This window comes from Bordetella sputigena (genome assembly GCF_965137885.1).
Taxonomy (GTDB): domain Bacteria; phylum Pseudomonadota; class Gammaproteobacteria; order Burkholderiales; family Burkholderiaceae_B; genus Bordetella_C; species Bordetella_C sputigena.
On record NZ_CBCSCA010000005.1, the window covers coordinates 60122 to 73635 of the forward strand.

A 13514-nucleotide genomic window follows, 5' to 3' on the forward strand; every position below is an offset into this window, starting at 1 on the left:
CTTAGATGATCTCCAGCTCGGCCCGCAAGGCGCCAGCCGTCTGCATGGCTTGCAGGATGGCCAGCAGGTCCTGCGGCGTGGCGCCCAGCGCGTTCAGGGCGCGCACCACGTCGGCCAGGTTGGCGCTGGTGCGCACGTGCTGCAGGGAGCCGTTTTCCTGGCGGACGTCGATCGTGGTGTTCGGCACGACCACCGTCTGGCCGCCGCCGAAAGGCGTGTTCGGCTGCGAGACCGCGTTGGTCTGGTTGACCACCACCGACAGGTTGCCATGCGCGACGGCGGATTCCTCCAGCATCACGGTGCGGTTCATGACCACCGAGCCGGTGCGGGCATTGACGATGACCTTGGCGGTGGCCGGCGCACGCGTAACCTGCAGATTCTCCAGCTGCGAGATGAAGGCGGCCTGCGCGGCCGGGTCGGTGGGCGCCTGCACGCGTATCGTCCTGCCGTCGATGACTTGCGAGACGCCGCCGCCGAAATGGCGGTTCAGCGCGGCCGCGACGTTCTGCGCGGTACCGAAATCCAGCTCGTTCAGCTCCAGGAACATGCTGCCGCCGCGCGCGAAGGTCGTCGGCACGCCGCGCTCCACCACCGCGCCGTTACTGATCCGGCCGCCGTTCAACTGGTTGATCTGCACGCTGGAGCCGCCGGCGGACGCGCCCGCGCCGCCGACCAGGATATTGCCCTGGGCCAGGGCATACACCTGGCCGTCGGCGCCCTTCATGGGCGTCAGCAGCAGCGTACCGCCGCGCAGGCTCTTGGCGTTGCCCATGGACGATACGTTGACGTCGAAGGTCTGGCCCGGCCGCGAAAAAGCCGGCAGATTCATGGTGACCATGACGGCCGCGACGTTCTTCAGCTGCATATTGCTGTTGTTCGGCATGGTCACGCCGAGCTGCGACAGCATGTTGGTGACGCTCTGCTGGGTAAACGGCGCCTGCCGCACCTGGTCGCCCGTCCCGTCCAGGCCCACGACCAGGCCGTAGCCGATCAGCTGATTGCCGCGCACGCCCTGGATGGTCGCCAGGTCCTTCAGCCGCTCCGCATGCGCCAGGCCGCCCGCGGCCATCAGCACGGCGGCCAGTAACGCCCCCGCCAGCCGGCGAAAGAAACGGGTGTGCCCGATCGGGGACACCGCGGATCCGGCTCCGCCGGTCCGCCGGTGTCGCCCCCTTGAGGGGGAAGCGCGCAACGCTTCGGGAGTGGGTTTCACTTTCATCAGAAGGGGTTCGCGATCAGGAAAAAGCGCTGCAGCCAGCCCATCGTCTGGACCTCGTCCATGACACCCTTGCTGCGGTACTCGATGCGCGCATCGGCCACCTGGGTCGAGGACACCGTATTCACGCCGGTCACCGAACGCGGATCCACCACACCGGAAAACCGGATGTACTCGCTGCCGCGGTTGATGGCGATCTGCTTCTCGCCCGCCACCTGCAAATTGCCGTTGGGCAGCACGCCGACCACCGTGGTCGTCAGCACGCCCGTAAAGGTATTGTTGGCGCTGCTGTCGCCGGCGCCCTTGTTGACGTTGCTGCCCGACGTATTGGTATCGAGCTTGGCATTGAACCAGCTGCCCATGAAGCCGGGCGAAGCGGCGATGGAATTGTCGGTGCTCGACGTGCGCGTGGTGTTGGTCGCCACATTCTTGGCCGCTGCGGTCCGTTCTTCCAGCACCACGGTCACGACGTCGCCGACGTTGCGCGGACGGCGGTCTTCGAACAGCGGGTAGTTGCCGTAGACGGTCGGCTGATAGATGGAGCCGTCCGGCACCGGCGTGGGCGCCGCCGGCATCGGCGGCATGGCCGTGGTGGGGCCGAGCACGACCGGCTCGGGCGGCACCAGCGAACAGCCCGCCAGACCGGCGGTCAACAGGAAAGCCGCCGCCACGCCGCGCCAGCCAGCCGGCTTGCCGCCCGCCAGGGGCGACATGGAACGAAGGAAAAGCACGGCGCGCATGGGTTGTTTCATCAAAGCTGGGTCAGGCGGGCAAGCATCTGGTCGGATGTTTCCACCGCCTTGCTGTTCATTTCATAGGCGCGTTGGGTGGTGATCATATTCACCAGCTCTTCCGCGACATTCACATTGGACGTTTCGACGTACTGCTGCAGGATGCTGCCCAGGCCGTCGACCGTGGGCTGGCCGATATTGGGCGCGCCGGAAGCGTCCGTTTCCAGGTAGAGGTTATCGCCAACCGACTGCAGGCCGTTGGGATTGATGAAATTGGCCAGCTGCAATTGGCCGATCTGCACATTGGTGCCCGGCGCGGCGGGCTGGGTCACCGATACGGTGCCGTCCTTGCCTATGGTCAGCGACAACGCGTTGTTGGGCACGTTGATGGGCGGCTGGATCACCAGGCCGCCGGCGGTGGTCAACTGGCCGTTCTGGTCCACCTGCAGCGAACCGTCGCGCGTATAGGCATCGGTGCCGTCCGGCAGTTGCACGTTCAGGAAACCCTGGCCCTGGATGGCGATATCCATGGGGTCGCTGGTGTTGGTCAGGTTGCCTTCGGTATGCAGGCGTTCCGTGGCGGCCACCCGCGTACCGGTACCGAGCTGCAGCCCGGACGGCAGCTGGTTGGCGTCGCCAACCTGCGCGCCCGGCTGGCGCAGCGTCTGGTACATCAGGTCCTGGAACACGGCGCGGCCGCGCTTGAAGCCGTTGGTATTGACGTTGGCCAGGTTGTTGGAAATCACGTCCAGCGAAGTCTGCTGGCCTTCCAGGCCGGTCTTGGCGATCCAGAGCGAACGTAGCATGGTCTTTAAGGCTCCTGGGTGCGCGGCGCACGGGCCGCGTCACGATGAATGCTTGCTGAAATACTCAACCGACGGAGAGCAAGGTGTTGGCCTTGTCCTCGTTGGTCTGCGCGTCGCGGATAACCTGCATCTGCATCTCGAAACGGCGCGAATTCTCGATCATGCCGACCATCGACGACGCGGCATTGGCGTTGCTGCCTTCCAGTACGCCGGGCATGACGCGCAGGGCCGGATCGGCGGGCATGGGCGGCGCCGGCTGGCCGTTGGCCGCGACGCGGCGGAACACGCCGTCATCGCCGTGCACCAGCGACGCCAGCGGCGGGCTGACCAGCTTGATGGTCCCCAGATTCAGGATCGTGTTGGGCGGATCCCCGGCGCCGATGGCGGTGATCGTGCCGTCCGACGCGATGGTCAGCGTCGCATTGGGCGGCACGTCGATGGGGCCGTTCTGGTTGGACAGCACCGGCATGCCCTGCGCGGTCTGCAGCAGGCCGTTGACGCCGACCTGCAGGTCGCCGGCCCTCGTATAGGCCTCGCCCTGCGGGGTTTGCACCGCGATCCAGCCGTCGCCGGTCACGGCGATGTCCAGGTCGCGCCCGGTCGCATCCATCACGCCCGGGGTGAAATCGTTGCGGGGCGTCGCGGCGACGGTGGAAACGCGGGTAGGCAGGCTGGTGCCGTCGTTGACCGGCACCGAGCGGTACATGGCCATCTGCGCCCGGAAGCCGGGCGTATTCACGTTCGCCATGTTGTTGGTGAGAACGGCCTGTTCCTCGTTGATGCGAACAGCACCGTTCATGGCGGTGTAAATGACTCGATCCATGCCTGCCTATCCTGCCTCGGTTCCGTTTACCGTCGCGCTTACTGAATGGCCAGCAGCGACTGCAGCACCTGGTCCTGCGTCTTGATCGTGTTCGTGTTGGCCTGGTAAGTGCGCTGCGCCACGATCATGTTGACCAGTTCGGTGCTGAGGTTGACGTTGGAGGCCTCGACCGCCTGCCCTTGCAGGTTGGCCAGGCCATTGGTGCCCGGCTGGCCCAGCACGGCCTGGCCGGACTCGGACGTCTCGCTCCAGGCGTTGTCGCCGATCGGCTGCAGGCCGTTGACGTTGTTGAAGCTGGCCAGCGCCACGGTGCCGACGGTCTGCGTCTTGCCGTTGGTGTAGTTGGCGATGATGCTGCCGTCCTTGCCGAAGCTGATGCTGCTGAACTCGCCGGTGGTATTGCCGTCCGGGGTAAAGCCGGCGGAGAAGTCGCCGCCGAACTGCGAGGTGCCCGTGTAGTCCATCGCAATGGCCAGCGGTGCCGCGGGTGACCCGGTGCCGCCGGGCGTGGCATACGACAGGTTTACCGTCGGCGGGTTATTCAGCAGGCGTCCCGAGGTGTCGAAGGTCAGCTGCGTGGCGCCGCCCCACGGCGTGGCCGGCGTGGTGGTGGGATCCGGCGGCGTGGTGGGAGCCATTGCGGCGCCGTCCAGCGTGTAATACACATCGTAGACGCTGGTGGCCGGGGGGCCGGCGACACCGGGGCGCTTGACGAAATACGTCGTCAACTGGTGCGAGTTGCCCAGCGAGTCGTACACCGTCATCGGCTGCGAATCCGTATAGGTCGCCGTATTGGCCGGGTCGAAGTCCGTCGTCGCGGGAATCACGGCGGCGTTGGCGTTCAGGTTGGCGGTGAAGCCGGACTTGGTCGTCGCGGCCGGCGCGATATTGGCCGTGGGCAGCGAAAGCGGAACCGGCGCGGTGCCGACGCCGCCGGGACCGTAGCCGGTCAGCTGCTGGCCCGCCGCGTTGATGATGTTGTTGTTCTTGTCGATGCCGAACTGGCCGTTGCGGGTATAGGAAACCGAACCGCTGGCATCGACCATGCGGAAGAATCCATTGGCGCCGTCGATGGCCAGATCGTACTGGCCGCCGGTGGACGTCACGTTGCCCACGGTAAAGCGCTGGTCGATCGAAGCGACCTTCACGCCCAGGCCCACGCGCGACGTGGCGTAGATATCGGCGAACGTCGCCGTGGCGGACTTGAAGCCCACCGTGTTGGCGTTGGCGATGTTGTTGCCGATCACGTCCAGGTTCTGCGACGCGGCATCCAGGCCGCTAAGTCCTTGTCCGAAGCCCATGTTCTCTCGCTTTTTTCAGAAAATTGATGGAAGCCGGAAGACCGGCAAAGGGCGGCCGAACCGCCTCTGTCTATATCAGGTACCCAAAACCTTGCGTACATCCAGCAGGCTGACCTGCCCGGCCAGCCCCACGTCCAGCCGCACGCCCTGCGTGCCGTAGGAAACTCCGCCGACCTGGCCGTAGGTCAGCGCCTCGGCGGTGACGGCATTGCCGCTCGCATCGGTTGCCTTGACGGTAAACGTGTACTTGCCGTCCGGCACCGCGTTGCCGGTGTCGTCCTTGCCATCCCACTGCGGCATGATGACGCCGGCGTCCTGCCCGCCCAGGTCCATGGAACGGACCACGCGGCCGGTACTGTCCAGGATCTTGATGGAGACGTCGTGCGCATCGTTCTGCACGTCGATGCCGATCGGCGTCAGCACGCGGGTGCCGGTCGAGTCGGTATCGATCTTCAGCGAATCGCCCGGGAAGAGCACCTGCTTGCCTATCATGGACACCGCGTCCATCGATTGGCCCAGGTCGACCTGGCTGCTGATGGTCTGCAGAACCGTCTTCAGGTCCTGCACGCCCTGGACAGTGGAGATCTGCGCCAATTGCGAGGTCAACTGGTAGTTGTCCATCGGATTGAGCGGATCCTGGTTGTTCAACTGGGCGACCAGCAGCGTCAGGAACTGATCCTGCAGGGACTGGGCGCTGGAGGCGCTACCCAGGGATCCCGAGCCGGTGTTGTTGCCCGTGCTGCTGCTGTTGTTGACGTTGCTGGTGGTGGTCATGCAAGACTCCGGTGTCCGGGGATGCCGCGGTATTACTGGCCGATCTGCAGGGTTTTCTGCATGAGCGCCTTGGCGGTATTCAGCACTTCGACGTTCGCCTGGTAGGAGCGCGAGGCCGAAATCATGTTTACCGTCTCGGCCACGGGATCGACGTTGGGCATGGTGACGTAGCCCTGGTTGTCGGCCAGCGGGTTCGAGGGATCGAACAGGCGCTTCATCGGCGCATCGCTCTGCACGATGCCGGCCACGCGCACGCCGCCGATCTCGGCGCCGGTCATCTGGCCCTGCGACGGGTTGACCTGGAATACCACCTGGCGCGCCCGGTACGGCTGGCCGTCGGGACCGACGGCGCTATCGGCGTTGGCCAGATTGCTGGCGGCCACGTTCATGCGTTGCGACTGCGCCGTCAGCGCCGAACCCGCGATATCGAAAATGCTCAACAAACCCATGGTCTATCCCGTGTTTGCGTTATTCGGAGATGGCCAACAGCATGTCCTTGATCTTGGAGGTCAGGACGGTGGTGGTGCTCTGGTAGTGCAGCGTGTTGTCGGCGAAGCGCACGCGCTCGCCGTCCATGTCGACGGTGTTGCCGTCCAGGCTGGCCTGGTAGGGATTGCGGTACAGCAGGTCCACGGTCGGCTGGCTCGGCCCTTGCGCCGGAATGTGGCGCGGCGAGGTCAGCGACAGATTGACCGCCGGCAGATTCATGTTCGCGCCCATCGCGCTTTCCAGGGCCGAGCGGAAATCGAAGTCGCGCGCCTTGAAGTTGGGCGTGTCGGCATTGGCGATGTTCGCCGACAGGACTTCCTGGCGCTGCGCGCGCAGACCCAGCGATTGCTGGAAAAATCCTAGATCCTGGCTGAGGCGGTCTATCATCCGGGTCGCGTCCCTGGTCGTACGGGGCCATGCGGCCATCCAGCCGGGCGGATGCCGGGCCGGTGCGTACGGGCGAGTCCCAAGGCGGAAAGCGCGCACTCCTCGCGGAACGGCGCAGCCGGGCAAGCCTTTCGGCACGGAAGGAATCATAGGTGGGGTGGGCGCGCCACAATCATCCAAATAACCGACTATTCGTCCGCCAATTCGGGTATTGCTCGCGCGCCCGGACTTCTACAATTCATTCCACGCCGAGTTTGCGCACGTGGCGGCCGTCTTGCCGGCCCGCATGCGCTGCACGGCAGCCTCTTCCAGTACCAACAGGCGCCTGCCGCTGCGGCGCGCCGCGGAATTGCCCATGATCCGACGTATTACGATGCCTGCCCTGGTGCTTGCCGCCCTGGGCGCCCTGCCCGGCGCCGCCCGCGCCCAGGCGCAGGCGGCCGATCGCCCGCAGGATCCGGCGGTAGTCCAGCAGGTGGCGCAGAACTATCTGATGCAGCAGTTGGCGACCCTGCCGGCGCAGCCGAACATCCAGATGGACGAGGTGCATACCGAACGGCTGCCTGCCTGCGACGCCCTGACGGCATCCATGTCCGGACCGATGCGGCCGCGCGCGCGCATGAGCGTCGGCGTGCGCTGCTCGTCGCCCAGGCCCTGGAACGTCTATGTGCAGGCCACCGTGAGCCTGCCCGGCCAGTATTACGTGGCCGCGCGACCGATCAACGCCGGCGAGACCCTGCGCCTGGAAGACCTGGCGCCGCGCGACGGCGACCTGATCAATCTGCCCCCGGGAGCCATCACCGATCCGCAGAGCGTGATCGGCATGACGGTGGGCTACCGCATCGGCATGGGACAGCCCGTCCGCGCCACTAACCTGCGCAGCGCGGGCTCCGTGCAGCGCGGCCAGACGGTGCGCATCACGGCGCGCGGGGCGGGTTTCGTGGTCAGCAGCGAGGGCCAGGTCATGCAGAACGCCACCCCGGGATCGACGGTGGAGGTCAAGACCTCCTCCGGCCAGATCGTCAGCGGCATCCTGCAGCCGCAAGGCAATGTCGAAGTGCCGCTGTAACAACCGGGATGCTGACGAAATGCTGAACAGATACGCGCAGGATGACCGGCGATCGACAATTTTGGCGGAGACCGCCCGAGCCGGTAAACTGGTCCCGGCCGCCGTCCAGGCGGCCCTAAAGTTCCACCGGCATCTGCCGTTACAGGGACATAGGCAGGCGCTTCCGCCTGCACAGCCAGGAGCCCGTTCCGCGGGATTTTGACGTGAAGATCAATTCCTCGACTACCCGGCCATCGACAAGCACCGCAGAGACGGCCGGCACGCGTACCGCGATCGCCCAGGCCTACGGCGGCGTCGCCGGCGGCGGGTCGAGCAGCGCCCAGGTAGACCTGAGCCCGATGTCGCGCAAGCTGGTCGACCTGCAGAGCGGCGCGGACGACATCGACACCGCCAAGGTCCAGGCCATCCGCGACGCCATCGCGGCCGGCCAGCTCAAGATCGATCCCACCAAAATCGCCGACGGCTTGATTGCCAGCGCCAAGGAACTGCTGAAGTGACCCAAATGAATGCCACGGAAAAGCTGCTTGAATGCCTGCGCGAAGAAGACGCGGTCGTCGCGGAATTCGCCGAGCTGCTGGGTTCCGAGACTGTTGCCCTGACGGAGCGCCAGTCCTTCAATGCGCTGAATGAGATCACCGTGTCCAAGAACGGTATCGCCGCGCGCCTGCATGAACTGAGCGAGCGGCGCGATGCGCTGCTGGCTGAACTGGGCTTCGGCCCGGGCCACGAAGGCACCACGGAAGCCGCCGCGCGGCACCCCGAAATCGCCGACACGTGGCGCCAGCTGCTCGACCGCTGCACGGCCGCTGCCGGCATCAATGACCGCAATGGCGCGCTGATCGACATGCACCTGCGCTATACCGAGGAAGCCCTGGACGCCCTGCAGTCCCTGACCAAACGCTCCAGCCTGTACGACCCCAACGGCCGCTCGCGCCAGGGCAACACGGGCAAGACCATCGTCGCGACCTGACCGGCCGCGATCGATGAAATTGCAAAGGCCGGCATACGCCGGCCTTTTTGTTTTACTGCTTGCGTGATGAGGGCCGTTCAGGCGCTGCCGCCCTCGCCCGCCATTTCGACCATGGCCAGGAAGCGCAGGAGCGCCGGCGGGACCAGGCGTGCGGGGAGCTTGCGTTCCGGACCCATCAGGCCTTGCAGCAGTTTGCGCATCACCGATGCCGAAGGCGCATGGGCCAGTTGCCAGCAGGCGGCGCCCATCTGTCCGGCCATCAGCACCTGGCGCAGCGTCGAGTCGTCGCCCATGCTGGCGCCGGTCAGCGGCTGCCAGGAATGGGCCATGTAGCGGAAGGCGCCCTTGGCGTGGTCGTGCAGGACCAGCCAGCGTGCGATCGTGGCGGCGTCGGCTTGCGCCACGCCCACATTGGTCAGGCCGTAGACCTGCTGCACGACGCGGCCGGAGGGATCGATCAGCTTGGCGCACACGGCGCGCAGCGGCGCCGTGTCGGCGCCGCGCGCCGCCTGCGTGACTTCGGTGCCGGCCGCCCACAAACGCAGCGGCACCAGTTTGTCGCCAGCGACGTGCGCCAGGCCGACCATGTCACCGGCATCGCCCACCGGGACATAGCCCAGGGTCTTGCCGATGGCCTGCAGGGTGGTCGGCGTTTCGTCCTGCACCACGCGGAAGGCACCGGTGCAGCGCGACATCCAGTCCATGCCCTGGGCGGACAGGGATTGCCACAAGGCGGCCGTGCCGGCCGCGATCAGGTGCACCACCGGCAACGGCCGCAAGGCCGCCTGCAACCAGTCGGCGCGCGCCACCAGGGCGTCGGCCACATTGGCGGCCGGGGCGGCGCCCGTGTCGATGCTGGACACCGTGCCGTGTTCAAGCATCAGCTGCTGCACCGGGGCCGCCAGCGCGGCGCCGCGGTCGCTCATCAGCAGCGAGGACGCCAGCGTACCGCCAGGCATGCCCTGGCCGCTCATGGCGATCTGCCCATGCAGCACCAGCAGGTGCCTGGAGCAAGTGGCGGAGAATTCGGCGCGCACCATGTCCAGCGGCATGCGCACCAGCGACGGCGTGGGCAGCGTCTGGCCGCCGCTCAGGCCGCGCCATAGTTCGCGCGCCTGCACGCAGGCCGGATCGGTATTGATCCAGGCCAGTGCCGCGTCCATATCCTGTTCGGTCTCCGCGCTGGCGCCTTGCGGACGCAGCATCGCGGATGCCAGCAGCTGGCGCCGGCGCACCGGATCCATGCCCAGCAGACCGCCGGCCTCTTCGCGCGAGGCCGACCATAGCGCCGCCAAATCGGCTTCGCTGGGCGCATACAGCGCCGGCCGGCGCAGGCAGGCGAAGGCGCCGTCGACCAGTTCGGCGGCGGTCGGCACTTCCATGTGTTCCGGCACGCGCTGGCCGCGCGATACGTAATGGATGGGCAGGCGGTGCCGTATCGCCGTATCGAGCGCCGCGGCATAGCGCGAGGCTTCGTCGATCTTGGTGATGATGCAGCCGCGCACGTCTTCGTCGGCGCCGTTGCGGTAGGCATGCGCGACCTCGTCCAGCGTGTCGCCCTGGCTGGCCGCGTTGAGCACCACCAGGCGCTGCACCGGCCGGCCGGCGCCGCACAGCATGGCGGCCTGCTCGGCGACATGCCGGTCGCGCTGGCTGATGCCGGTGGTATCGATCAGGATGATCTTGCGCGCGCCCAGTTCGGCCAGGGTTTCGCGCAATTGCCCGACGTCGCGGACGGACCGCGTGGGCACGCCCATCAGGCGGCCGTAGATCTGCAACTGCTCGTGCGCGCCGATACGGAAATTGTCGGTGGTAAGCATGGCCACCTGGTCGCGGCCGACGCGCGCCACGCAGCGCGCGGCCAGCTTGGCCAGGGTGGTGGTCTTGCCGACGCCGGTCGGGCCGACCAGCGCGAAGACGCCGCCATTGCCCAGCAACTCGTCTTCGTCGCCGATGACGGGCAGGTGTTTGATCAATTCGTTGCGCGCCCAGTTCATGGCGGCCGCGAAGGTCATGCGAGGCGGCAGGCGCGACAGCATGGCGCGGACCAGGCCGGCGCTGAAACCGGCCTCCATCAAGGTGCGGAACAGCGTGGTCGGCACGGGTTCGCGGCTCAGGCCCTTGCCCCACATCAGGCCGTCGATGCGGGTTTCCAGCGCGCCGCGCAGGGCGTTGAGCGCCTCGGTCATCTGCGTCACGTCGGGCGCGCCGGCGCCCAGCGGCTGATACTGCGTGCTGTCCTCGTCGACCAGCGCGAAAGTATTGTCCGCCGTGCCGGCCGGAGGCGGCGGCGCGACGGGCGGCGCCGGCGCGCGCGGCGCGGGCGCGGCGGGCTCGGGCGACGCGGGCCGACGCGGCATGGCGACGGCCGGCTCGGCGGCCGCGGGCATGCGCGGCGCCGCGACAGGCGCCTCCGGCCAGGTCCGCGGCAGGCGCGGTTCGGCGGCCGGGGCCTCCTGCACGTATGCCCTGGCGTACGCCGGCTCCACAGGCTCCGCCACGTCCGCCATCCGGACGTCGGCGGCATTGCGGTCCACCCAGCCTCGTTCGGCGTATCCATTGCCGGAGAAGCGCGGCGCATACGCCGGCTCTTCGGCAGCCCGCGCCGGCGGCGGCGCCGTGCGCGCCACGGCCGGTTCGGCAACGGCGGCCTGGGCTTCCGGCTCGTGGAAAACGATGCGGCCGTCGTCGTCGATCGCCGATGGATCCGTGGCCATGACCTCCACGCCGCCATCCATGCTGCGGCTGGAAATGATTAGCGCATCCGGCCCCAGGGCCATGCGCACCTCGCGCATTACCTCGCGGTGCGTCGCCCCAAAGAAGCGGGTGATCTTCACGTATTACCCCCGATCAGCGCGGTCACGCGCACGATACGTTCATCCGGAATTTCGGTATTGGCCAGCACGCCCAGTTGCGGTACGTGGTGGCGCAGGAAGCGGGAAAGCGCCGGCCGCAGGACCGGCGATACGACCAGGACGGGCGCATTGCCCAGGGCCTCCTGGCGGCTCACCGCGGCGCGCGCCTCGCGCAGCAGCGTATCGGCCAGGCCCGGCTCCAGCACCCCGCTGGTGCCGATAGCCTGCGACAGCACGCGCTCCAGGCGCACATCCAGCCCGATGACGCGGACCTCGCCATCGCCCGGGAACCACTGCTGCGTAATCGCGCGGCCCAGCGAACGACGCACCAGCGCAATCAGCTCGCCGACATCCGGCTGGCCGCCCGTGGTGGCGTTCAGCGCCGACAGGCGCGGCGCATGTTCCGACATGGTGTCCACGATGGAACGCATATCGCGGATCGGCACTTCCTCGCTCAGCAGGCCCTGCAGCACCTTCTGCAGCACGGTAAGCGAAATCGTCTTGGGCACCAGATCCTCGACCAGCTTCGGCGCTTCGCGGGCGATGCGATCCAGCAGTTGCTGCACTTCCTGGCGGCCCAGCAGCTGGGAACCATGACGATGCATCAAATGGTTCAAGTGCGTCGCCACCACGGTGCTGGCGTCCACCACCGTATAGCCGGCCACCTGGGCCTGGTCGCGCAGCGAGGCGTCGATCCACACCGCCGGCAGGCCGAAGGCCGGATCGGTGGTGGGCGTGCCCTTCAGTTTGATCGTCACGCCGCCCGGGTCGATGGCCAGCCACTGCCCCGGCATGGCCACGCCGCGGCCGACCTCCACCCCGGACAATAGGATGACGTAATCGTTGGGTTTCAGTTCCAGGTTGTCGCGGATATGCACCACCGGCGGCAGGAAGCCCACGTCCTGCGCGAATTTCTTGCGCAGGCTGCGCACGCGATGCAGCAGCTCGCCGTTCTGCGAATGATCGACCAGGGGAATCAGGCGATAGCCGACTTCCAGCCCCAGCTGATCCACCATGGAGACGTCTTCCCAGCTGGCCTCCGCCGCGGCGATCTTGGCCTGTTCCTGCGCCGGCGAAGGCCCGCGCGTTTTCTCGGCCGCTTCGCGCGCCTGCTTTTTCTGCAGCATATAGCCGCCCGTGGCGAACACGGCGGCCAGCGCCAGGAAAGCCACGTGCGGCATATTGGGGATCAGGCCCATCACGCCTATGATGCCGGCCGTCAGGAACAGCACGGCGGGATTGGAAAACAGCTGGCCGATGATCTGCTGGCCGATGTCCTGCTCGCTGGACACGCGCGAGACCACCGCGCCAGCCGCCGTGGAAATGATAAGCGCCGGGATCTGCGCCACCAGGCCGTCGCCGATGGTCAACAGCGTGTACACCCGTGCCGCGTCGCCCAGGGACAAGCTGTGCTGCGCCACGCCCACGATCAGGCCGCCGATGACGTTGATGGCCATGATCAGCAGGCCCGCGACCGCGTCGCCGCGCACGAACTTGCTGGCGCCGTCCATGGAGCCGTAGAAGTCGGCCTCCTGCGCGACTTCGCTGCGGCGCTTGCGTGCCTCATCCTCGCGGATCAGGCCAGCGTTCAAGTCCGCATCGATGGCCATCTGCTTGCCGGGCATCGCGTCCAGCGTGAAACGCGCCCCGACTTCGGCGATCCGGCCGGCGCCCTTGGTTATGACGATGAAGTTGATGATCGTCAGGATCGCGAACAGGATGATGCCGATGGCGAAATTGCCGCCCACCAGGAAATGGCCGAAAGCCTCGATCACCTTGCCGGCCGCGTCGGGGCCGGTATGGCCGTTCAGCAGCACGACGCGCGTGGACGCCACGTTCAGCGACAGCCGCAGCAGCGTGGCGAACAGCAGCACGGACGGAAAGGCCGCGAAGTCCAGCGGCTTGCGCGTGAACATCGCGACCAGCAGGATCATGATGGACAACGAGATATTGAACGTGAACAGCAGGTCCAGGATGAATGCCGGCAGCGGCAGGATCATCATCCCCAGGACCATCACGATCAGCAGCGGGCCGGCAAGCAGCCGTGCCTGCGCCCCACCGTTGTTCTTGAACATGGCGATCAACGCGGCCAT

The 13514-nt window shown here is 67.0% G+C and carries 13 protein-coding genes; 3 read left to right on the forward strand and 10 right to left on the reverse strand.

The window, feature by feature from the left end; genetic code table 11:
• Window position 1: 1 nt before the first annotated feature.
• From ACNA0R_RS11425 to flgB, 8 genes are all read right to left on the reverse strand, one after another.
• Window positions 2–1069, reverse strand: a complete 1068-nt coding sequence (locus ACNA0R_RS11425) for a flagellar basal body P-ring protein FlgI (RefSeq protein WP_415826396.1) — start codon at window positions 1067–1069, stop codon at window positions 2–4.
• 149 nt (window positions 1070–1218) lie between these two features.
• Window positions 1219–1929, reverse strand: coding sequence for a flagellar basal body L-ring protein FlgH (locus tag ACNA0R_RS11430; RefSeq protein ID WP_415826397.1), 711 nt, complete (start codon window positions 1927–1929; stop codon window positions 1219–1221).
• Window positions 1930–1967: 38 nt separating this feature from the next.
• Entirely contained in the window at window positions 1968–2753 is a 786-nt protein-coding gene (gene flgG, locus ACNA0R_RS11435) for a flagellar basal-body rod protein FlgG (RefSeq protein WP_094847113.1), read from the reverse strand.
• 64 nt (window positions 2754–2817) lie between these two features.
• Window positions 2818–3576 carry a flagellar basal body rod protein FlgF gene (locus ACNA0R_RS11440; RefSeq protein ID WP_415826128.1) on the reverse strand — a complete coding sequence of 253 codons (759 nt, stop codon included), beginning with the start codon at window positions 3574–3576 and terminating at the stop codon, window positions 2818–2820.
• 38 nt (window positions 3577–3614) lie between these two features.
• Window positions 3615–4877, reverse strand: coding sequence for a flagellar hook protein FlgE (gene flgE, locus ACNA0R_RS11445; protein ID WP_415826129.1), 1263 nt, complete (start codon window positions 4875–4877; stop codon window positions 3615–3617).
• 75 nt (window positions 4878–4952) lie between these two features.
• Window positions 4953–5651: a flagellar hook capping FlgD N-terminal domain-containing protein gene (locus ACNA0R_RS11450; protein WP_415826130.1), complete on the reverse strand. Its 699-nt coding sequence runs from the start codon at window positions 5649–5651 to the stop codon at window positions 4953–4955.
• A gap of 32 nt (window positions 5652–5683) precedes the next feature.
• The gene (flgC, locus tag ACNA0R_RS11455; protein WP_415826131.1) at window positions 5684–6100 is read right to left on the reverse strand and encodes a flagellar basal body rod protein FlgC; all 417 of its coding nucleotides are present in this window, start codon (window positions 6098–6100) and stop codon (window positions 5684–5686) included.
• A gap of 19 nt (window positions 6101–6119) precedes the next feature.
• Window positions 6120–6527, reverse strand: a complete 408-nt coding sequence (flgB, locus tag ACNA0R_RS11460) for a flagellar basal body rod protein FlgB (protein WP_415826132.1) — start codon at window positions 6525–6527, stop codon at window positions 6120–6122.
• 355 nt (window positions 6528–6882) lie between these two features.
• Here flgB and flgA point away from each other — a divergent pair, with 355 nt between their 5' ends.
• From flgA to ACNA0R_RS11475, 3 genes are all read left to right on the forward strand, one after another.
• Complete coding sequence (flgA, locus tag ACNA0R_RS11465; protein WP_415826133.1) at window positions 6883–7596, forward strand: flagellar basal body P-ring formation chaperone FlgA; 714 nt, start codon at window positions 6883–6885, stop codon at window positions 7594–7596.
• Window positions 7597–7799: 203 nt separating this feature from the next.
• The gene (gene flgM / locus ACNA0R_RS11470; protein ID WP_415826134.1) at window positions 7800–8093 is read left to right on the forward strand and encodes a flagellar biosynthesis anti-sigma factor FlgM; all 294 of its coding nucleotides are present in this window, start codon (window positions 7800–7802) and stop codon (window positions 8091–8093) included.
• Between the two features lie 5 nt (window positions 8094–8098).
• Window positions 8099–8566 (forward strand): flagella synthesis protein FlgN, encoded by a 468-nt coding sequence (locus tag ACNA0R_RS11475; RefSeq protein WP_415826398.1) that lies wholly within the window; start codon window positions 8099–8101, stop codon window positions 8564–8566.
• Window positions 8567–8643: 77 nt separating this feature from the next.
• Here the strand turns inward: ACNA0R_RS11475 and flhF are convergent, their stop codons facing one another.
• Both flhF and flhA read right to left on the reverse strand, forming a co-directional pair.
• A complete protein-coding gene (gene flhF, locus ACNA0R_RS11480; protein WP_415826135.1) occupies window positions 8644–11403 on the reverse strand; it encodes a flagellar biosynthesis protein FlhF in 2760 nt (919 codons plus the stop codon).
• Window positions 11400–13514 (reverse strand): flagellar biosynthesis protein FlhA, encoded by a 2115-nt coding sequence (gene flhA / locus ACNA0R_RS11485; RefSeq protein WP_415826136.1) that lies wholly within the window; start codon window positions 13512–13514, stop codon window positions 11400–11402. The genes flhF and flhA overlap by 4 nt, the downstream gene beginning before the upstream one ends.